General features: G+C 67.8%; 15 protein-coding genes. 6 read left to right on the top strand and 9 right to left on the bottom strand.

Features of this window, described 5'->3' with window-relative positions:
* Window positions 1-29 precede the first annotated feature (29 nt).
* From bpln_RS23510 to bpln_RS23495, 4 genes are all read right to left on the bottom strand, one after another.
* The gene (locus tag bpln_RS23510) at window positions 30-524 is read right to left on the bottom strand and encodes a hypothetical protein (RefSeq protein ID WP_042627659.1); all 495 of its coding nucleotides are present in this window, start codon (window positions 522-524) and stop codon (window positions 30-32) included.
* Window positions 515-1,195 carry a hypothetical protein gene (locus bpln_RS23505; protein WP_055140151.1) on the bottom strand — a complete coding sequence of 227 codons (681 nt, stop codon included), beginning with the start codon at window positions 1,193-1,195 and terminating at the stop codon, window positions 515-517. Before bpln_RS23505 ends, bpln_RS23510 begins: the two co-directional genes overlap by 10 nt.
* Window positions 1,192-5,913 carry a TcfC E-set like domain-containing protein gene (locus bpln_RS37920; protein WP_244131873.1) on the bottom strand — a complete coding sequence of 1,574 codons (4,722 nt, stop codon included), beginning with the start codon at window positions 5,911-5,913 and terminating at the stop codon, window positions 1,192-1,194. Before bpln_RS37920 ends, bpln_RS23505 begins: the two co-directional genes overlap by 4 nt.
* A gap of 66 nt (window positions 5,914-5,979) precedes the next feature.
* Window positions 5,980-6,513 (bottom strand): CS1 type fimbrial major subunit, encoded by a 534-nt coding sequence (locus tag bpln_RS23495; RefSeq protein WP_055140150.1) that lies wholly within the window; start codon window positions 6,511-6,513, stop codon window positions 5,980-5,982.
* Between the two features lie 203 nt (window positions 6,514-6,716).
* Here bpln_RS23495 and bpln_RS36020 point away from each other — a divergent pair, with 203 nt between their 5' ends.
* Window positions 6,717-7,076, top strand: coding sequence for a hypothetical protein (locus bpln_RS36020; RefSeq protein ID WP_148654142.1), 360 nt, complete (start codon window positions 6,717-6,719; stop codon window positions 7,074-7,076).
* A 184-nt stretch (window positions 7,077-7,260) separates the two neighbouring features.
* On the opposite strand, the gene bpln_RS23490 is transcribed toward bpln_RS36020, so the two are convergent.
* The 3 genes from bpln_RS23490 to bpln_RS23480 form a co-directional block, all read right to left on the bottom strand.
* On the bottom strand, window positions 7,261-8,691 hold the full coding sequence (locus bpln_RS23490; RefSeq protein ID WP_063891366.1) for an aminotransferase-like domain-containing protein: 1,431 nt from the start codon (window positions 8,689-8,691) through the stop codon (window positions 7,261-7,263).
* 204 nt (window positions 8,692-8,895) lie between these two features.
* Window positions 8,896-9,645, bottom strand: a complete 750-nt coding sequence (locus tag bpln_RS23485; RefSeq protein ID WP_055140148.1) for a sulfite exporter TauE/SafE family protein — start codon at window positions 9,643-9,645, stop codon at window positions 8,896-8,898.
* A gap of 309 nt (window positions 9,646-9,954) precedes the next feature.
* Window positions 9,955-11,109, bottom strand: a complete 1,155-nt coding sequence (locus bpln_RS23480) for a porin (RefSeq protein ID WP_055140147.1) — start codon at window positions 11,107-11,109, stop codon at window positions 9,955-9,957.
* An 830-nt stretch (window positions 11,110-11,939) separates the two neighbouring features.
* On the opposite strand from bpln_RS23480, the gene bpln_RS23475 reads away from it, so the two are divergent.
* The 3 genes from bpln_RS23475 (at window position 11,940) to bpln_RS23465 (ending at window position 15,778) form a co-directional block, all read left to right on the top strand.
* Window positions 11,940-13,046 (top strand): OpgC domain-containing protein, encoded by a 1,107-nt coding sequence (locus bpln_RS23475; protein WP_042627653.1) that lies wholly within the window; start codon window positions 11,940-11,942, stop codon window positions 13,044-13,046.
* 258 nt (window positions 13,047-13,304) lie between these two features.
* Complete coding sequence (locus bpln_RS23470; RefSeq protein WP_063891365.1) at window positions 13,305-14,195, top strand: alpha/beta hydrolase; 891 nt, start codon at window positions 13,305-13,307, stop codon at window positions 14,193-14,195.
* A gap of 329 nt (window positions 14,196-14,524) precedes the next feature.
* A complete protein-coding gene (locus bpln_RS23465; RefSeq protein WP_042627652.1) occupies window positions 14,525-15,778 on the top strand; it encodes a mechanosensitive ion channel family protein in 1,254 nt (417 codons plus the stop codon).
* A gap of 87 nt (window positions 15,779-15,865) precedes the next feature.
* Here bpln_RS23465 and bpln_RS23460 read toward each other — a convergent pair whose 3' ends face one another.
* On the bottom strand, window positions 15,866-17,128 hold the full coding sequence (locus bpln_RS23460) for an MFS transporter (protein WP_175937896.1): 1,263 nt from the start codon (window positions 17,126-17,128) through the stop codon (window positions 15,866-15,868).
* Here bpln_RS23460 and bpln_RS36015 point away from each other — a divergent pair.
* Window positions 17,127-17,516: a hypothetical protein gene (locus bpln_RS36015; protein ID WP_148654141.1), complete on the top strand. Its 390-nt coding sequence runs from the start codon at window positions 17,127-17,129 to the stop codon at window positions 17,514-17,516. The genes bpln_RS23460 and bpln_RS36015 overlap by 2 nt on opposite strands.
* On the opposite strand, the gene bpln_RS23455 is transcribed toward bpln_RS36015, so the two are convergent.
* On the bottom strand, window positions 17,476-18,240 hold the full coding sequence (locus bpln_RS23455) for a metallophosphoesterase family protein (protein WP_055141189.1): 765 nt from the start codon (window positions 18,238-18,240) through the stop codon (window positions 17,476-17,478). The two genes, bpln_RS36015 and bpln_RS23455, sit on opposite strands and share 41 nt — an antisense overlap.
* Before the next feature lie 426 nt (window positions 18,241-18,666).
* Between bpln_RS23455 and panE the strand changes: the two genes are divergently transcribed.
* Window positions 18,667-19,602, top strand: coding sequence for a 2-dehydropantoate 2-reductase (gene panE, locus bpln_RS23450; protein WP_042627651.1), 936 nt, complete (start codon window positions 18,667-18,669; stop codon window positions 19,600-19,602).
* Window positions 19,603-19,995: the final 393 nt, after the last annotated feature.

Raw genomic sequence — 19,995 nt, 5'->3', positions numbered from 1 at the left:
GACACCCGGCCGCGCGCCCGCGACGAACATCAATCGCCGGCCTTTCCGGCTCCGCCGGGCATTTGATACACCACGACGCCGTACCCCACGTTGATGAACAGCGGCGACGTGATGGGCCGGCCCCCCTCGCCATGCACCTCGACGCGCTCGCGAGGCCGAAACGTCAGGCGCCAGACTTGCGGCCGCGCGGGAACATCGAGCACCGTCAAGGTCATCCGGTATTTCTGTCCCGGCGACAGCACGAGGCGCCCGGGCTGCACCAGCAACGCCGGATGCCGGGTTTCCCCGATCGGGACCCGCTGCTCCGGCGTGGCGCCGGGATTGGTGACCAGTTGTTGCTCCATGGACAGGAACAACGGCGTATCGCCGGTGTTTTCGACCCACAGCTCCGGGGTCGGCTCGCCCGGCTTCATCACCAGCTCCGTGCGGGACAGCTTCAGGACGCCCGCGCCCCAGCCGTTCGCGCAATGAAACGCCGCGACCACCAGCCAGACCGCCCGCTGCCGGCGAACGCTCACGGGCATGCCAGCTTCATCGATTTGCCGTCGATGTCGAGCGACATGCGCTTCGTCGCGAAGTGTTGCGGCGTGCCCGGGAACACCGCGATCGTCTCCGCCGAGCTGGCGCCGTCCTGGACGACGTGCGTGAACACCTCGCGCACGTTGCCGGTGTTTTCCAGCGTCATGCCGCCGCCTTCGCAGCGATGCGTCCATCCGTGACGCTGCATGCCCGGCGGCGGCATGTGCCTGACCAGCACGCCGTAACCGATCGCGACGGCCAGCGGCACGGTGATCTTGTTCGCGGGCGCCGCATCGACTTTCAGCGACCGCACCGGCACGATGTACAGGCGATACAGTTCCTCCTGTTTCGGCACGAACAGCGACTTGAGCACGATGTCCCGCATCTGGCCCGGCCCGAGCGTCAGCTTGTCGGGGCTCGCGATGATCCCGGGATGCTCGAGGTCGCCGAGCGCCACCTTGTTCTCCGGAACCAGCCCCGGATTGGTCACCTTCAGCACGGAAATCTTCAGATACAACGGCCCGTCGCCCATGTTCTTCGCCGAGACCTGCTGATCGTGCGAGTGGTAGACCTTGGTGGTGGCCGGCATCACCATCAGCTGGCCTTCAGCCCGCGCAGCCGCGGCCACGCCCATCAGCACGCCGGCCAGCGCGCAACCCTTCAATAGCTTGTTCATTCACCTGCCTTTGCATTCACGATCGGTTGGTACCTTTCACAACGGAAATAGCTGCCCTGCGCCTTCTTGAGATCACATCGATATTGCTCGCCGCCGTCAGTTTCGATCGTGATGTTCGACAACACCTTCTTGCTGACGATCGAGAACAGGCCGTTCCGGTAGACCCGGTCCTCCGTCTCGACGATCCTTCCGCTGAGCGGCTTGCCGGCCGCATCGGTGAGAAAACCGCTGTAGATCATGTTGATGTCGACCTTGGCCTTCGCCGAATAGACTTGCCCCGGATGCGCCCGCACGATGTTGGCGGGGACTTCGATGTTCATGTCGAGATCGTGGCTGTTGCTGAACACGCGCGCAAACGACACGTCGGCATAGGCGTTCAACGGCACCGCGTATCGGCTGTTGCCCGCCACCGGGCTGCCCTCGACGTTGAAGCCGTAATGCATGTCGCCAATCTTCGGTGTGCTCAGCAGCATGGCGGTGCCGCTCGGGCTGTAGCGCCCGAGCGCGATGCCGGCCTTGCTGGCCGCCACCGTGCCGCGATAGTTGAAATCGACGTTGGTGGCCGCGCGCGTGTTGCCCACGTTCAGCGACACGTCGCCGCGCGTGCCGGAGCGGTTGCCGTAAACGTTGATGCCATAGTCGTTGCCGGTGCGGTTGGCATTGAAGCCCACCGTCGACGTGCCGAAGTTGTCCTGGAAGTCCTTCCTCACATCTGCATTGAGCTGGGTCTGCCCGCTCGAATGCGCCGCGCCGAAGCTTCCCTGCACCCTGTCAAGCGTGACGGTCATGTTGAAATACACGCCGTAGCCGTTGCCGCCGCGCTGGAAGCCGCCCTTCTGCAGCCCGAGCGCGAACGTCGCCCACAACCCGTTGGGGCGGTAGTTCCAGCGCACTTCGGCCTGGTGGGATCGGCCGAAATTGGACTGTTGATAGTTGTAGCTGAACGTGGCCTTGCGAATCACGCGGCTGTACGACAGCGCCGTGCTCGGCTGCCCGTGGTAGAAGCGCGAGACGTTGGTATTCTGATAACGGCTCATGGTCAGGCTGCCGAAGCGGTCGTGCGACACCGATACGTTCGCGTAGCCGCCGAAACTGCGTTCGCCGCTCAGGACGCCCAGCGTCGGCGCGATGTCGAAACCGGCGATCCGCGTGGGGCGTGTCATGTTGATTTCCGCCGCCCACCTGCCGCTCTGCCCGACCAGGATCGAGCTGTTCAGATAGAACTGCTTCAGGTTGCGGCTCATGGCGCCTTCGACCAGATAGCCGCCGGTGTACATGTCCTTGCCGGCCGTCACGTGCCACGCGTTGCCGCTGTTCGGGCCGCCGAAGTTGAGATTGTTGATCTCGTGGATTTCACGGCTGACGATATTGCCGTTGCGGTCGACGAGCCGCACTTCGATCGAGTAATAGCCGCCGGGCAGATCGGCGTAACTGATCTGGTTGCGCCCGATGGCGGCCGGCCGCTTCAGGACCAGCCGGCCGTCGCGGTAGAACTCGTAGTTGCCGTCCGCGTTCGCATAGAGGATCAGCGAGCCGGCCTTGTCGTTGACGTCGAGATGCGACTGGCTGCCGAACGTCACGAACTGGTCGAAGCTCGGCGAAATCAGCGTGCTGACGGCGTTCGACGAATAGTCGAGGCTGCTCTGGCGCCCCGCCCGGATATAGGTGCTCGCGAAGTTCTTCTGCAGGTAGTACGACGACAGCCCACGGTTGCTGCTGCTGTACTGGCGCGAGTGCGTTTCGTTCACGTACCAGCTCAGGAAACCGAAGCTTTGCGACGGCATTCCGACCCATGTGCCGCCGGTGACGTTGAAGGCGCGATAGCCATCGGTGGCGGCCCGCAGATCCACCGTCTGGTTGTTGACGAGGCCGAAGCCGGTGGGCGGCGCGATGTAATCGTTGCGCGCGTCGCGAACGGCGATCGACCGGGCCAGCTTGTCGACGGTCACGTGATAGTTCGCGATCGTCACGTCGCAGCCTTTGCGGCACTGCTTGTAGTTCAGGTGCGAGAATACCTGCTTGAGAGCGCCGATGTCCTCGCGGGAAATGCCGTTTTCCAGATAGGCCTTTTCGTCAAACGTCAGCATGCCGCGCGTCTGCGAATAGCTGACGAGCCCCGGCAGCGTCCTGCCGTTGAAGGTCGAGACATAACTCGCGCTGTCGTCGAGTTCGGCGGCGCTGAATCCCTCCGGCACGCCATAGGAGACTTTCAAGCCTCTCGTGACCGTGGCCGCAGCGTCACCCTCGTCCGCCCGCATCGAAGACTTCGCAGCGGATTCCGATTCGGCACGAAAGGTAGCGGGATAAGCGTGCGCCGAAGCTGCTGTTCCGGATTCCGGTTCATCGGCCGATGCGGGCGCCGGGTCGGATGCGCGCTCTGGCAGCGCGTGCGGTTCGGCGGCCTGGCCGAACTGCGCGAGGGCGCCGGTGTCCGGCTTCGCCGCGTCGGGGCGAGCCATATCCACGGAGGCAGGCGTCGCTTCATCGATCGCTCCGCTTTCGTGCAGCGTTTGTGTCCCGTCGTGAAGGTGCAAGCCGGGATCGGCAAGCTCGCTGTCCGGTGCGCGCGTCTTGGCGACGGCAGGGCGACCCTCTTCCGGCAACACCGGCTTCGCCTTCTCCACCGGGTCGTTTTCATGCGACGTTTCCGGTACGGGTTCGGGCGAGCGCGAATCGGGATCGGCGAGCTGACCACGCCGTGCGCCAGCGTCCGCACCCACCCCCGCCCCGGCCCCGGCGATCTCGATGAGCCGGGAAGGTTCTGCCGAGCCGGATCTCGCCTGCCTGTCCAACTCGATTCCTCGAGTCGGTAACGACCTCGCGTCGCGCACATCCGAATCGCGATCCACAAGTTGCGCGTCCCGAACCTGCGGCACGACGGTTTCAGCGACGACACGACGGCGGCCGCTCATCGAGCGAAAGCCGTCGACCGCATCGGGCAGTCCCGCCGTCGCTTCGCCGGCGCCGTCCCGGGCCTTCCCGGCTGGGCGTGACACCGCGTAAGCTCCCCGTGAATCGCGAATGGACATTGGCCGCGCGCCGTCATGGGTCATCAAGCGGCAGTTTTTGACACCCGGGTAACACCCTTCCCGATCCCGCCGATAGTCGGGCCGATGGCCATCGCGGCCGGATCTCGCGACCTCGTCGGCCGCCGCTCCGTCGTCCCGGACCGGCACCTTTCCGGCAACGGCCCCGTCGCTCCGGCGAACCGGAGCCGCCGGTTCACGATGCATGCCATCGTCTCGCGCCAGCGGATCGCCCGCGCGGCCTGCCGGCTCCGCCGCGTCCGACTTCGGCGACCTGTCGGTCGAAACGTCCGCGATGGCCGCGGCTGGCGCCTCGTCCGGCGCCTCTCCGTCAGCAAACGGCGACGCGTCCGAACGTGCGAGCCGATCTCCCGGCGCGGGCACGGCCTCGCTCCGCTGCACCGGCGGCTCGCCGTGCGGATGCACTGCCACCTTGATCGGCTCGCGCCGGGAACCATCGAGGCCTGGCGGCAAAGGCGCCTTGTCCACCCGCTCGTTGCCGTTCGTCGCGCGAGGCTCCCCCGGCGAGGCACGTGACGCCAGCGCGCGTTTCCTGACGGCACCGGTACTCTTGTGCAACGCGACGTAGTCGCCACGGGCATCACGAATGAAGATCGACCGCGCCCCCTTGTCGACCACCATGCGAAAGCTTTTCACCTCCAGATGGCAACCATCGCGACAACGCTTGTAGTCGAGCTGCGAGACGATCTGCTTCAGCATCTCGACATCGCTCGCCGGGATGCCGCTATCTAGATAGTCATCCTCATCAATGAGCAGCCCGTTTTTGCCGGCGTCGTAGCCGACGTGTCCCGGAAGCGTCCTGCCGTTGTATGTCGCGACGTAGCGTGCGCTGCCCTTCCCGTGCGCCGCGGCGACTCGCGCCAGGAGCGGCTGCGTGATGCCCCGCCTGTCGGCCAGCCGGGAAACCGGAAGTCCGACACCGGGATTCGGTGCCGAACGCTGTGAGCCCGTTTCCGGATCGGCGACGCCAATGAACGACGCAACGGATGATATTGGCGAGTCGTGGCCGACAGCGTGCGCGGACGAACGCCGTGCGTCTCGCTGCAGCGGCACCGCCGGTTCATCCTGATGCCCGATCGGCCCCGCGGAGGGCGTGGTCAGGATCCCGGCGTGCAGCCGGCCACGATCCGTGGCGGGAAGAACGTCGCCGCTGGAGACGGCGTGCCGTGCCAGCCATGGCGTACCGATCGCGCGCGAACTCCGGTGCAACGCCAGATAGTCGCCGTGCGGATCGCGGATGAATATCGAGCGGGCACCCCTGTCGGCCACCACGCGGTAGCTTTTCACCTCCAGATGACAGCCTTTGCGGCAGCGCCGGTAATCCAGATGCGAAATGATGCGCTTCAGCTTCCTGACATCGTCGCTCGACATGTCGCTTTCGAGGTAGCCGGACTCATCGAATGCAAAGCCTCCCCGCGCGACGGAATACCCGATCAGGCCGGGCAGTATTTTCCCGTTGAAGGTTGCAATGTAGTTCGCGCCGTCGATCAGTTCCACCGAATCGCCCGACTGCTGCACGCCACGCATGACTTTCGGTGCGGCAACGGTGTGCGACGACCAAAATATGAATGCGCCTAGCCACAGCTTGCTGAAGCGAACGGAGGGTTTATCGATGAGCACGCTGCTGGTTGAGTCAAAGAGTTTCTGCGACCGACGCGACGGGCGCACCATATGGGCAAGGAAACTCCATGACCATGGAGTTTCCTTGCCTAGTTTTTAATAGTTATGCCTTTCAACTCAGGAAGTGGGACCGGCGGAGGCTACCGGTTCGAACATCATGACGAGATCGCCGCTGTAGCTGCCGTTGGTGCTGACGTCCCCGGTCTGCTTCGGCGCATCGACGTTGATCTTCAGATCGTGGATTTCGTCGTAGCCGCCGTTGCCAGCCACGGTTTGCGTGATCTTCTGCTGGGCGCCGAATTTCACTTCCAGGTCGCCGACGTTGCTCGACAGCGTGACCACGGCGTTCTGCATTTCATAATTGCCGTCCGACATCTTCAGCGGCTGGGCCAGCGAGATGTTGAAGTCCTTGCTCTTGGTCCAGACGCGAACCGGCAGTGACCGACTGAATTTTTGCTGCTTGTAGTCGCTCGGATTCAGTTCTTCCGTGTCATACCAGGTCGAGCCGTCGGGCTTCGACACGAAAATCGCGTCGTTGATCTGTGCCGTCAGCGTGATCTTCTTCGAAATCGGATCTGCGTTTGCCGTATGCGCCATTCCGTAGAATGTCACGGCCACGCCAAGTGCCGTCACCAGCTTGGTGATTTTCATCGTATTCCCCTTTTTAACAAAAAATAATAATCGGCTCTCTCGAGCCAGCCCATGGAATGGATTTTCAAAACGCGAATCAAATCATCATCACCCTCTCGTCAACACGAAATTAACGGAGCGCGTCGGTCGCACCAACATTCTTCGTTAATATCATGCCCCGCCCGCGCCGCGGGGCGGCAGGGAGCCATACTGAATGAATGGATATGACTGATTTCGCAGCGGCCGCAGCGAATCAGATTTTTATGGAGACACGCGGCTCGGACGAGTGGCTTGATGCCAAGTCGACGAATCGAGTGGCAGCACCCGGAGCCGGGAAGAAAGTTGATGAAGGGAATCGAGAGAAAGCAACATCAAAATCACCTCACAGTGTTTCTGCCGACAGCGTTATCTTTCAATTAGAAAGTTTTGCCCGATTGAGCTCTACGTCCTTTGATCCACCTCATATGAATATCGATTGTTCGCCGCACTTTATTGACGCAGATATCGATCAGCTGGCATTCAACCCCTCACATTCACCCGCGCATTGCCCATCGTTCCATTTTCAATTAAATGAAATGGAATGATGTTGAAATTGAATTGTCAGAATTTACGGACGAAATACTAACTGTTTCTTATCTTTGCACAATCGAAATACTACGAAATACGTTTCGTTTTGACTGGTTGGGCTTTCGGCCGTGATGCGCTCCACATCACATATGAGTCACCCGCGCTGCACGACCACCTCGATCGTTCGCGCGGACGGCTCGACTAACGAGCCGCGTCGCCGATCCATTCGCCGAGCCGGGTCAGCGCGACGCGACGGCGCTCGTCGAGCGGGTAGCCGCAATTGAGCCGCAGATGGTCGTCGTAGTCGCGATCGGGAGAGAACAGCGTGCCCGGCGCCACCGCGATGCCTTGCGCGTAGGCACGCCGCGCGAGTGCGTCGGCCGAGACGCCCGGCGGCAGGCCCATCCACAGCAGATAGCCGCCGTCCGGCTCGCGCAGCGACGTGCCGGGCGGCACGCAGCCGCGCAGGTGGGCGAGCGTCTCGTCCACCTGCGCGCGGCATCGGCTCCGCAGACGTCGCAGATGGTGCCGGTAGCCGCCGCCGTGCAGGAACTGCCCGACGGCTTCCTGGATGACCAGCGGCTGCCCGATGCTCATGGTGCGCTTCAGCTCGACGAGCGCGCGATGATGCCGGCCGCCGCTGACCCAGCCGAGCCGCAACCCCGGCGCGAGCGTCTTCGACAGCGAACTGCACAGCAGCACGTTGCCCGAGCGGTCATACGATTTCGCGGCGCGCTGCACCGCATCGACGTGCAGGTCGCTGAAGGTCGCGTCCTCGATCAGCGGAATCGCCAGTGCATCGAGCCGCTCGACCAGCGCCGCGCGCGTCGCGTCGCCGAGGCTCGCGCCGCTCGGGTTGCTGACGGCCGTCGCCAGCAGGCACGCGCCGATCCGGTGCTCGCGCGCGAGCCGTTCGATCTCGTCGATGGCCGCCGCCTCGCGGTCCTGGAAACGCACCGGCAGCGGCCGCATGCCGAGTTGCGCGAGCGTCGACAGATAGCCGTAATAGGCGGGCGACTCGACGATCACCGCCTCGCCGGGCTTCGCCACGGTCTGCAGGCAGAGGCCGAATGCCTCGACGCAGCCGTTCGTGACGAGCACTTCGTCGGGCGCGAGATGGCAGTTCCAGTTGGCGGCGTGCGACGCGATGCTCTCGCGCAGCCGCGGCGCGCCGGGCGAGAACGACACGGCGGCCAGCAGCCCGCTGTGGCGGCGCGCCGTCGAGGCGATCGCCCGCGCGAGCGCCTCGACGGGAAACAGCGCGTCGCCGCACAGCGCGGTGCCGAACGACACGACGTCGGGCCGACCTTCCATGCTCGTCAAGGCATCGGGGTCGAGCGGGCCGGGCGTGAGGCCGGCGGCCGGCCCGGCGGCATCCATGGCGGATTTGCGAGGAGTCTGCCGGCTCGCCGGGCCGCGCACGAAATAGCCCTTCTTCGGACGGCTCTCGATCAGGCGGCGGTCTTCCAGCGTGCGATAGGCGGCCAGTACCGTGGTCACGCTGACGGCGTGGCTGCGGCCCAGTTCACGCACAGAAGGCAGGCGCTGCCCCGGTGCCCAGAGCCCCTGCCCGATCTCGTCCGACAGGCGCTCGGCCAGCATCAGATGCAAAACGTTCGACTGAAAACCCATGGATCGCGGCCCGGCCACCGGGCGGCGTCTCGCCGGCCGGAAATGAAATCGCTCGCGACACGCGAGCGCGGCTCAAGGATGCGGGCTTTTCGGCGGCGCGGCAAGGACGGCTGGCGGGAACGCATCGCCGGGACGATTCACCGGGTCGCTCCGCCAGGACGCACGGCCGTCACGCCCCGGAGCGAACACCGGAATCACTGTCGCTCAGCCCTGCGTCGATCCCACGGCCATGTAGAGCCCGAGCGCGACGAGACCGGCGAAGAACACGCGCCGGAACGTGGATTCGCCCACCACCTTGCGCAGCACCGTCCCGCCCGCCATCCCGACCAGCGCCGGCACGAGCGCGAGCGCCGACATCCCGACGTCGACCGGCTGCCATCCCGACGTCAATGCAAGCTGCGCGGCGAGCGCGAGCGTCGAGACCGTGAACGACAGGCCGAGCGCCTGCACGAGCTGCTCCTTGTCGAGGCGCAGCGCCTGCAGATACGGCACGGCCGGGATCACGAACACGCCGGTGGCGGCGGTCACGGCGCCCGTCAGGTAGCCGACCAGCGGCGACAGCCAGCGCTCCCGGCGCCCCGGTGCGGGCAGGCGCGCGGCGGCCAGGCCCCAGGCGCCGTACAGCGCGACCACGGCGCCGAGCGCGACGCGCGTCCAGGGCGCCGCGTGGACCAGCGACGGCAGGCCGCCCGCGAAGGTGCCGACGACGATCCCGGTCAGCAGCGCCCACAGCCGTCGCGCGAGCGCGCCAAACGCCGGGCCGCGCACCAGCTGCCAGACGTTGGTGACGAGCGAAGGCACGACCAGCAGGCTCGCGGCGGCGGCCGGCGGCATCGCCAGCGTCAGCAGCCCCATTGCGATGGTGGGCAGCCCGAGCCCGACCATGCCCTTCACGACGCCGGCCAGCGCGAACACCACGACGACGATGGCCGCCGTCGAGCCAGACGAATCCATGACGAAATTCCGGTAAGAGAAGTGGAAACGGGAACCGCGGCGATGGTGCCGGCCGGTGCGGCTTCGCGCCATCTGGCTTTACCTGAGTCCGACTCAGGCGGGCCGGCCGGGCCTCGCTCCTGTGGACGGGGTGGCCGCCGCGCAGCGGCGTCGACGGTATTGGTTTGGCTAGACCGTTAGTTGCTTATTGCTCGAAAAAGCGCGTCGAGCGAATGCGGGCGCACGCGCCTTCAGGCGAAACGAAATCGGGAAAAAGCGGCCGGCATGCCCGCCCCGGCCGCGCGGGCCGGGGGGATCCCGCCGCGCGGATCAGAACTTGTGCCGGATCGCGGCGCGCACCGAGAACTGGCTCGACGTGGCGGACGGCCCGTCGGTGCCGACCAGATAACCGCCGTCGACGACGCTGCCGGCATGGTCGCCGCCCACGCGCTGCCAGGCACCCTGCAGGTAGACGTCGGTCTGCTTGGAGAGGCTGTAGTCGGCCATCAGCCCGATCGTGTGGTAATGCGGCTTCGCCCCGCCGTCGGCGGTATCGAACGTGCCGCTCGTGTAGGTGTATTGCGCGCCCATGAAAAACGCCGGCGTGAGCTGGTACTTGCCGTTGACCTCGAAGTTGTCGAACCGGGTGGCCGTCAGGCCGAGCCCGGACAGCGTGCTGGCCGGCAGGTAGACGGTGGCCACCGGGTTCTTCAGGTCGGTCTTCGTATAGACGAAGCCGACGGTCGCGCCGCCGAACGTGTAGTTCACGCCGCCGCCGAAGGTCCGCATCCGGTCGGCGACGAAGTTCGTGTCGCCGGCGGCGGCCGCGCCGTCGGCGGTGCGGCCCGGGTTGTCGGCCTCGAGGTAGGCCGCGCCCACCTGCAGGCCGCCGAACGCGTACTGCGCGCCGGCGCTGTACTCGCGGTTGTTCGCGAAGCCGGTGCCGTTGCTGAAGCTGTACGCGCCGCCGAACGTGAGCCCGCCGAAATCGGGGCTCGCATACTTGACGCTGTTGTTGGCGCGCGCGGTGTTGTCGACGTTGTCGTTGTCGAACGGATGCGACATCAGCATGCCGCCCCAGCTGCCGGCGGCCGTCAGCGGCGCGAGATAGTCGACCACCGAGTCGTATTGCCGGCCCAGCGTCAGCGCGCCGTACTGCGCGTGCGTGAGCCCGACGAATGCCTGGCGCCCGAACAGCCGGCCGCCGTTGGAAAGGCTGCCGTTGTTGACGTCGAAACCGCTTTCCAGCGTGAAGATCGCCTTCAGCCCGCCGCCCAGGTCTTCGGCACCGCGCAGGCCCCAGCTGCTGCGCTGCGCATAGCCGCTCGCGAGCGCGTAGACGCTGTGGTTGGTCCCGTTGACGCCGACGTTGCTGGTGTAGTTGAAGCCTTCGTCGATCACGCCGTACAGCGTGACGCTGGTCTGTGCGAAGACGGGCGCCGCCATCGCCATGGCGACGGCGGCGGGCAGCAGGTGCTTGTTCATCGTCGACAGTCTCCGAACCGGAAAACTGGCACCGCGCGGCGGACCGCTCGGCGCGGCTCCGTCCGTCGGACCTCGAAAATCGGGAAATCGGGCGGCCGGCCACGACGCGATCGGCGAGAGGCGATCGGCAATGCGGCGGCGCCATCAATGATCGGGAAGTGTGTCACGGTGCGATGGCGCCGTCCATGTCGTTCGAACGGCCGGTCGGGGCCGTTGCGTATTGCCAACTTGCCATGCACCGAATTGGGCGCCGTCAAGCCGGCAACACGTCACGGCCCGCGCGGCCGGCTTGCCGCGGCCAGGCAGGTGCCGGCCGCGTGCCGCCGGGGTGGCCGGGGTGGCCGGGGTGGCCGGGGTGGCCGGGGTGGCCGGGGTGGCCGGGTGGCCGGGTGGCCGGGTGGTTGACCGCCGCACCGACGGCTGCGTTCGCGCGACGCATCGACGCCCCGGCACCGGCCCCGGCACCGGCATGGTGGCGGCCGGCCACCATGCCGCCGGCTGCCGCGACCGCCGGCGACCGCCGCGCCTTGCCGTCCAATCGCCGCCCGATCATCGATCACCGCCCAACCCGCTCCCGATCGCCGTCTGAACGTTGCCCGACCGCGGCCTGATCATCGCTCCGGCACGGCTTCCGCGCACCGCCGCGCACGCGCGCCCGGCCCATGCCACCGCCACACCACCGCCCGATCTGCAGACGCCGCCCCGGCGGTGGCACAATCACGTCCGTTTCCGCTCCCCGCCACCCGCTTCATGCCGATTTTTCCGCCGCGCCGCGCCGCCGTCGCGCTCCGCTTCGCTCGTCCGTCGCGCGCCGCCCGGCGCCGCCCCGCATGAGCACGCCGCCGGCCAGCCGGCCCGGCCGGTTCGCCGAGCTCGACTTCTTTCGCGGGCTGGTGCTGCTCGTGATCATGGTCGACCATATCGGCGGCAGCATCCTGTCGCGCGTGACGCTGCACGCCTACGCGCTCTGCGACGCGGCCGAGGTGTTCGTGTTCCTCGGCGGCTTCGCCACCGCGATCGCCTACAACTCGCTGGCCGAACGGCAGACGGAAGCGGTCGCGCGGCAGCGCTTCATCCGCCGCGCGTTCGAGATCTACCGCGCGTTCCTGATCACGGCCGGGCTGATGCTGCTGATCACGGCGGTGCTCGGCGCGCTCGCGATCGACGGCCCGAACATGCCGACCAACGACCTCGAAGGGCTCATGCACCGCCCGTTCGCGGCGCTGCGCGACATCCTGCTGTTCCGCCGCCAGCCTTATCTGGCCTCGGTGCTGCCGATGTACGCGTTCTTCGCGGCGCTGGTGCCGCTGGCGCTGCCGCTCGCGCGCGACAAGCCGTGGCTGCTGCTGGCCGTCAGCCTGCTGGCCTGGCTGTCGGCGCGACGCATCGCCGGCTACCTGCCGGCCGTGGACGGCATGCCGTGGGATTTCAACCCGTTCGCGTGGCAGTTCCTGTTCGTGCTCGGGGCGCTGTCGCGCTGCCAGCCGGTCTACGCGTCGCTGTCGCGGCAGCCGCGCGGCGTGGTGGTGACGGCGCTGGCGGTGGCCGTGGTCGCGGCGGGCGCCTATTACCGGCTGCGCATCGAGCCGTTCCCGACCGATCCGGCGATCAAGCAGAACCTCGGCCCGCTGCGGCTCGTCAATTTCCTCGCGATCGCCTGGCTCGCGGCCAAGCTGGTCCACCTCGGCTGGATGCACAAGGTGGCGAGCATGCTGCCGTGGATCGGCACGATCGGCCGCCAGGGGCTGCTCTGCTTCGTGGCGGGCACGGCGATCTCGCTGTCGGTGGACTCGGTGCTCTACTGGGAGACCGACGGCTACCTCGACGTGCCGCTCGGCCTGACCGCCGATGCCGTCGCGATCGGCCTGCTCTATCTGGTCGCGAAGCTCTACGGCCCGCTCGCCGCGCGGCTGCCGTTCCTCGGCTCGCGGCACTGAGCGGCGGCGGCGATGGCTTTCATGCGCATTCCTTTCCCGCGTCGCGGCGCGGCGCGCCGCACGCCCGGGCCCGAGCGCGCGCGCGTCGCGGCGGCGCCGACGCCCGAGGCGCGGGGCGGCGGTTCCGACATCGCGCGGCGAGCCGCCCGGGCTCGCCGCGCCGCGCTGCTGCGTGCCGTGCGTCGCCGGATCCTGATCGCGCGCGCCGGCGCCGGGACGTGGCGCGCCTTGCGGCCCACGCCGGCCACCGCGTCACGCGTGCTCATCGTGCTGATCGCCCTCGCCGCGCTGCGCCCCGCGCCGGCGCACGCCAACGCCGCCGGCAACGCACCCGCGCCGCGCGCGGCCACGCGCCTCGGCGCGCTCGCGCCGCCCGGCAGCAGCATCGTCACGCGCACGTTCCGCTCGGCGACGCTGCAACGCGACTGGTCGTACACGGTCTATCTGCCGCCCGGCTATCGCGACGACGGGCCACGCCATCCGGTGCTGTACCTGCTGCACGGCAACGCCGCCAACGCGAACGACTGGATCACGCAGGGCCGCCTGCAACTGACCGCCGACGCGCTGATCGCGCGGCACGAAATCGCACCGGTGGTGATCGTCATGCCGCAGGCCGGCACCGACTGGTACGTCGATCGCAAGGAACCGATGCAGACGGCGTTCCTCGAGGATCTGCTGCCCGACGTCGAGGCCCATTACGCGGTATCGAACCAGCGCGCGGGCCGTACGATCGGCGGCGTGTCGATGGGCGGCTACGGCGCGCTGCGCTTCGCGCTGATGGCGCCGGACCGGTTCTGCGGCGCGCTGCTGCTGAGCCCGGCGATCTACGCCGACGAGCCGCCGCCGGGCTCGGCCGCGCGCTATGTGGGCGTGTTCGGCGACCACCGGTTCGACCCGCAGGTCTGGCACGCGCTGAACTATCCGCCGTTGCTGCGCGACTATCTCGCGCAAGCGTGGCGCGTGCCGGTATTCATCGCGGCCGGCGACGACGATCTGTCGATCCAGGCCGAATCGAGCACGCTCTACACCAGCCTGCGGCGCGCGAGAAGCCCGGCCGAGCTGCGCATCGTCGACGGCGGCCACACCTGGGACGTCTGGCGCCGGTTGCTGGCGCCGGCGCTCGGCTACGCGCTCGACTGCGTGAAGTAAGCAACGCTCGAGGCGGCGGGCGGTCCCGGACCGCGCGGCTCGTGCTGCCGGATGCCGCCGCCTCCCCCCGATTCGCCGGACGCCCATTCGCTTCCCGCCGCCCCGGCAAGCCGCGCCGAAAAACCGGGTAGGATCGCGGGCCGCACACGGCCGGCGCAACCGGCGCGGCGGCGACAACACCGGCGGCATCGGCGTTTCGAAAGATGAGCCGGAACCTTGCGGACGCCCGCGCGGTCGATTACGGATACCCTTCGCCGCCGCCACCGCGCCCGCGTGGCCCGGTGCGCTGCGTCCGTCCTGTCCGTTTCATCCGTTTCGATAGCAAGTCAATGAATGCATCCTGGTTTTCGCCGCTCGTCGGCTGTCTGATCCTGCTGGCCGTGTCGTGCGCGATCGGCGGTGCCGTGCGCTTCCTGCTGTTCCGCGTGGTCGCGAAGTTCGCGCAGCGCTCGCCGACGCGCTTCGACGACGTACTGTTCCAGTTCGGCGCGTTCAAGTGGCTGTCGCGGCTGGTGCCGTTCGTGGTGTTCCAGCTCGGCTTGCGCACCATCCCGAACCTCCCCGAATCGGCCGCGCAGCTGGTCGACAAGCTGCTGTTCGCGATCGTCGTGTTCCTCGTCACGATGCTGGTCAGCGCGGTGCTGTCCGCCGTCGAGCACCTGCACCGCACCACCCGCACGCGGCCGACGCTCTCGCTCAAGGGCGCCATGCAGCTCGTCAAGCTCGCGATGTTCATCACCGCCACGCTGGTGGTGATCGGCACCGTCACCGGCAAGCAGATCGGGCTGCTGCTGTCGGGGATCGGCGCGATGTCGGCGGTGCTGATGCTGATCTTCAAGGACACCATCCTCGGCCTCGTGGCCGGCGTGCAGCTCTCGTCGAACGACATGCTGCGGATCGGCGACTGGATCACGATGCCGAGCGCGGGCGCCGACGGCGACGTGATCGACATCACGCTGAACACCGTCAAGGTGTCGAACTTCGACCGCACCATCATCACGATTCCGACCTGGAAGCTGATCACCGAGAGCTACCAGAACTGGCGCGGCATGACCGAATCGGGCGGCCGGCGCATCAAGCGCTCGCTGTTCGTCGACGCGACCAGCGTGCGCTTCCTCGCGCACGAGGAAATCGAGCGGCTCGAACGCTTCATGCTGTTGAAGACCTATCTGGAAGGCAAGCTCGACACGCTCGCCGAATGGAACGACTCGCTCGGCGCCGACGGCGAATGGATGGGCAACCGCCGGCAGCTGACCAACCTCGGCACGTTCCGCGCCTATTGCGACAACTACCTGCAGCGGCACCCGCGCATCCATCGCGGCATGACCTGCATGGCACGCCAGCTGCCGCCCACGGCCGAGGGCATTCCGCTGGAACTCTACTGCTTCACCGACACCACCACCTGGCTCGACTACGAGTCGATCCAGGGCGACATCTTCGATCACCTGCTGGCCGTGCTGCCCGAGTTCGGGCTGCGCGTCTACCAGCATCCTTCCGGGTTCGACCTGCGCGGCATGGTGGAGGCCGGCGTGGCACGGCCGAAGCCGGCCGCGCGCGATGCCGAGACGGCCATGCCGGCATGAGCGTTTCCGGTTGTATCCGCAACGAGTTATGGCGCCGCACGGGCCTCGCCGATCGCGGCCCGGCGCCGGCCCGCGCGAACGCGGCCGTCAACCCGCGACGCGCGGCTTCAGGAACGGCGCGAGCAGCGCCATCGCCACGCCCACGCCGACCAGGCACGCCATCGGCAGATCGAAACTGCCGGTGCGGTCACGCAGGATGCCGACCGCGAACGGCCCGCACGCGGCGATCAGATAGCCCACCAGAAGCACGAACGCGTTCCAGCTGTTCGCTTCGTCGGCGCCGTGCGTGTTGTCGAGCGGCAGCGTCATGCCGAGCGTGAAGCCGCCCGCGAGGCCGGCGGCGGCCAGCGCCACCCACAGCAGCGGCCAGTCCGCGGGCAGCCACGCGATGCCGGCCAGCCCGGCCGTGGTCAACGCCGCGCAGAGCAGCAGCCAGCCGCGCCGGTCGTGCTTGCGGCTCAGCGCGCCGATGAGCGGGTTCGCGACAGTGAACACGGCCATGAACGCGGCCAGCACGAGGCCGGCATGTTCGGCGGACAGGCCGCGCTCGCGACAGGCGGGCGACAGCCACGACAGCAGCGCGTAGAACAGCAGGTTGTCGCAGGCGAAATAGAGCGCGACGAGCCACGCTTTCGGATTCCGGAACGGCAGCCGAGGCGCGCGCGCGGCGCTGGCCGGCTTCGCGTCGCGGCCGTCCGGGCGCGCCGCCAGCCGCGCCCCGGCGATCGCGACGATGCCGAGCACGCCCCAGATGCCGACCCCGGCGCGCCAGCTGCCCGCGTGGGCCGCGACGAAGCCGGTGGCCGCCGCCGCGATCGTGCTGCCAAACGACAGCGCCGTGGCGTAGAGGCCCATCAACATCGCCGCGCGGGTCGGAAATTTCGCCTTGATCAGGCCGCCGAACAGCGCGCCGGAGATCGCGATGCCGGCGCCGACGCCCACCGTCGTCGCCAGCAGCACGGACGTGTCCGGCGCGAACGCCCGCGCCACGCTGGCGATCGACAGCAGCACCAGCGCGGCCAGCAGCACCGCGTTGCGGCCGAAGCGGCGCGCGAGCCATGGCGTGGGCAGCGCGAGCAGGCCCATCAGCAGGTCGGGAATCGCCGTCAGCAGCGAGGCGGTGGCGTGCGAAACGCCGAATTCGTGCTGGATCGCGGGCAGCACCGGGCCGATCGAGACGATCCCGGGCCGCAGGTTGATCGCCACCAGCACGATCGCGACGATCAGGCTCCATTCGCCCCGCCGGCCGCCGGACGCACCCGTTTCGGCGGCCTTGACTGGCGGCGCGATCGCGGCGCCGCCCGCCTCGCGGGTGGTGGGGTAATGCGTCGTGGGAGGATCGCCGCGCATGTCGTTTCCGTTCGATGAAAATTTCGAGATAAATCGTTGCGACGATGGCAGCGAAGCCATCGTCGCGGAATCCGGCGTCCGTCGTCGCCGGACGCACCGGATCAGCCGGATCGCGATCCGGGTGCCGGCCATTTATCGCCTGCTCCGAATCGATCGTTTCGTCATCCTGATCATTGGCATGCGTGCATCGGAGCCCATCCGCGAGCGATGCCGGTGGCATTGCCTCATGAGCGTCCAAGCACCTCCGCCGACCGAGGAGGCGCCCATTTTAACCAGATCAAGTAACTTTTCAATATTTATTTTACTGGTTACACATCCGGTAATCGAGCCGACCCGGCTCGCCGCCCTCAACCCACCTCATGAATGCACTTCAACGCCTTCTGCGTGATCCGCGTCTCGTGCGGATAGCCGAACGCGTTGTTGACGTAGCGGATGCCGTCGATCGACACGTCGCGATTGACGTGGCTGTGGCCGTACACGTGGATGTCGGAGTCGACACGCCGGATCAACGCCTCGATCCGGCTGCTGCCGAGCACCGGATAGAGCATGCGGCGTGCTTGCGGGATGTAGTCGGGCATCAGGTCGATGCGCGGCAGGAAGTGCGAGAACGTGATGGTGAGCGCGCCGGCGCGCGGCGCGACCGGCTCGTTGCTGCCGATGAAGTGCTCGGTGATGTGCCCGGCGGACCATCCGGCGGGCCAGCGGCAGGCGTGGAAATCCATCCACGCGTCGGTCAGCTCGGGGCCGGGCAGGCCGAACGATCCGTCGTACCAGCCGAACAGCGGCACGATCGAGACGCCGCCCACCACGCCGGCGCGCATCGTCGCGCCGCAGTTCTCGACGATGCGCGCGACCTGCTCGAACTTGTCGAGCGACGTCATGGCCGGTGCGTCGCGGATCACCCAGAGATCGTGGTTGCCCGGCACGAAGAACACCTGGCGAAACCGGCTCGCGAACGCGTCGAGGCACTGTTCGAGCCGGCCGGCCAGGTCGGACACGTCGCCGGCCAGGATCAGCACGTCGTCGCGATAGTCGTCGCGCGACAGCGACGCGACCCACTCCGCGTTGCCGTCGAAATCGACGTGGATGTCCGATAACGCAAAGATCCGCATCAAGCCACCATCCTCCGCTGCCCGCCGGCCGCCGCGCGGCCGTCCGCATTCGCTCACGATCGCGCGGCACGCCGCCTGCCGGTGCCGGCCGGCCATCGTGCCGCGTCCCGTCGAGACGGTATCACGGCGCCGCTGAACGCGTGCGCGCCCGAACCGGACCGCCGCCGGGCTGCGCCGGCGGCGCATTTCGTCATCGCAGCTGGTCCGGTCGTCACCGCTCGCCGTCCGCCCGGCCGCTCCCCGTCGCGCCGGAAGCGCGGCAGGCTTCCGGGCAACCACCACCGGATTCGTCACCTTTGCCCCCCCGGGCCCGTCGTGCATCCGCGCTCGTGCCCACCCAAGCTCGCGGCACGAGCCGGCCCGGTCTGCGACAATCCTCGATGGTGCCGGCCCTGCCCGGCGCCACCGATCCACCCTGGAGTGACGATGCGAATTCTGATAGTAGGCGCCGGCGCCGTCGGCGGGTATTTCGGCGGGCGGCTCGCGAACGCGGGCCGCGACGTCTCGTTTCTGGTGCGCCCCGCCCGCGCCGCGCAACTGCATGCGGACGGGCTGGTGATCCGCAGCCCGCACGGCGACCTGACGCTGGCCGACGTGAAGACCGTGGACGCCGCCGCGATCGACGGCCACTACGACCTGATCGTGCTGAGCTGCAAGGCCTACGGCCTCGACGGCGCGATCGCCTCGTTCGCGCCGGCGGTCGGCCCGGACACGCGGATCCTGCCGCTGCTCAACGGCATGCGCCACATCGACGTGCTGACCCGGCAGTTCGGCGAGGCGCGCGTGCTGGGCGGCCAGTGCGTGATCGCGGCGACGCTGAACGAACGCCACGAGATCGCGCACCTGAACGAACTGCACGCGATCACGTTCGGCGCGCTCGCGGGCGGCCCCGACGCACGCGTGACGGCAATCCTCGGCGAGCTGTCGGGCGCCGGCTTCGAGGTGCAGGCCGACGAGGCGATCCGCCAGCGGATGTGGGACAAGTGGGTGTTCCTCGCCACGCTCGCCTGCAGCACCACGCTCTGCCGCGCCTCGCTCGGCGAGATCCTCGCCGCGCCGGACGGCAAGCGGCTGATCGGCTCGATCTTCGACGAATGCCTGTCGATCGCGCGCCACAACGGCTTCGCGGCCGGCGCGGCCACCATCGAACGCGCCACCGCGATGCTCTACGCGCCCGGTTCGCCGATGACGGCCTCGATGCTGCGCGACATGCTCAACGGCGCGCCGATCGAGGCCGCGCACGTGGTGGGCGACCTGATCTCGCGCGGCGGGCTCGAACAGCACGACGCCACCACGCTGTCGCTGCTGCGCGTGGCCTACGCGAATCTCTGCGCCTACGAGGCGCGGCGCGCGCAAGCCTGACGCGACCGGGTAGCCGGGCGGGCGGGCGCATCCGGGCCGCCCGCCCGGCGCTTGCCCCGCTGCCCCGCTACCCCGCTACCCCGCTTCGCGCCGCTCGCGCGACGCACGCGAACCGCCCGCCTCGCCACTACCCGGCACGCGCGCCGTCCTTCGATTGATCCGACGAGGGACGTTCCCCGGCAGGCTCGAGCCTTGCGCCGTGATTTCCGGCATCCGCCACGATCGCCGCCGTCCGCCCGCTGCCCGGCACCGCTTCCCCCATCACGCCACCCGCTCCCGGCGCGTCCTAGCGATCACTCCCCATTCCCGATGCCGGCACCGCTATCGAGGAAATCGATATTTTTCATTGCCAGATACGAATGAGAATAATTATCATTATCAAAACTCACTGCG

Source organism: Burkholderia plantarii, assembly GCF_001411805.1.
Taxonomy (GTDB): Bacteria; Pseudomonadota; Gammaproteobacteria; order Burkholderiales; family Burkholderiaceae; genus Burkholderia; species Burkholderia plantarii.
The sequence above is the reverse complement of the archived record's forward strand: the minus strand, read 5'-3'. Positions and strand labels throughout refer to the sequence as shown.

Excerpts from the sequence above, each read along its gene's own strand:
- bpln_RS23495 (WP_055140150.1), bottom strand. The coding sequence starts at position 6,513 with ATGAAAATCACCAAGCTGGTGACGGCACTTGGCGTGGCCGTGACATTC.
- bpln_RS23485 (WP_055140148.1), bottom strand. The coding sequence starts at position 9,645 with ATGGATTCGTCTGGCTCGACGGCGGCCATCGTCGTCGTGGTGTTCGCG.
- bpln_RS23490 (WP_063891366.1), bottom strand. The coding sequence starts at position 8,691 with ATGGGTTTTCAGTCGAACGTTTTGCATCTGATGCTGGCCGAGCGCCTG.
- bpln_RS23505 (WP_055140151.1), bottom strand. The coding sequence starts at position 1,195 with ATGAACAAGCTATTGAAGGGTTGCGCGCTGGCCGGCGTGCTGATGGGC.
- bpln_RS37920 (WP_244131873.1), bottom strand. The coding sequence starts at position 5,913 with ATGGTGCGCCCGTCGCGTCGGTCGCAGAAACTCTTTGACTCAACCAGC.
- bpln_RS23475 (WP_042627653.1), top strand. The coding sequence starts at position 11,940 with ATGAGCACGCCGCCGGCCAGCCGGCCCGGCCGGTTCGCCGAGCTCGAC.
- bpln_RS23480 (WP_055140147.1), bottom strand. The coding sequence starts at position 11,109 with ATGAACAAGCACCTGCTGCCCGCCGCCGTCGCCATGGCGATGGCGGCG.
- bpln_RS36015 (WP_148654141.1), top strand. The coding sequence starts at position 17,127 with ATGTCGTTTCCGTTCGATGAAAATTTCGAGATAAATCGTTGCGACGAT.
- bpln_RS23455 (WP_055141189.1), bottom strand. The coding sequence starts at position 18,240 with ATGCGGATCTTTGCGTTATCGGACATCCACGTCGATTTCGACGGCAAC.
- bpln_RS23465 (WP_042627652.1), top strand. The coding sequence starts at position 14,525 with ATGAATGCATCCTGGTTTTCGCCGCTCGTCGGCTGTCTGATCCTGCTG.
- panE (WP_042627651.1), top strand. The coding sequence starts at position 18,667 with ATGCGAATTCTGATAGTAGGCGCCGGCGCCGTCGGCGGGTATTTCGGC.
- bpln_RS23460 (WP_175937896.1), bottom strand. The coding sequence starts at position 17,128 with ATGCGCGGCGATCCTCCCACGACGCATTACCCCACCACCCGCGAGGCG.
- bpln_RS36020 (WP_148654142.1), top strand. The coding sequence starts at position 6,717 with ATGACTGATTTCGCAGCGGCCGCAGCGAATCAGATTTTTATGGAGACA.
- bpln_RS23510 (WP_042627659.1), bottom strand. The coding sequence starts at position 524 with ATGCCCGTGAGCGTTCGCCGGCAGCGGGCGGTCTGGCTGGTGGTCGCG.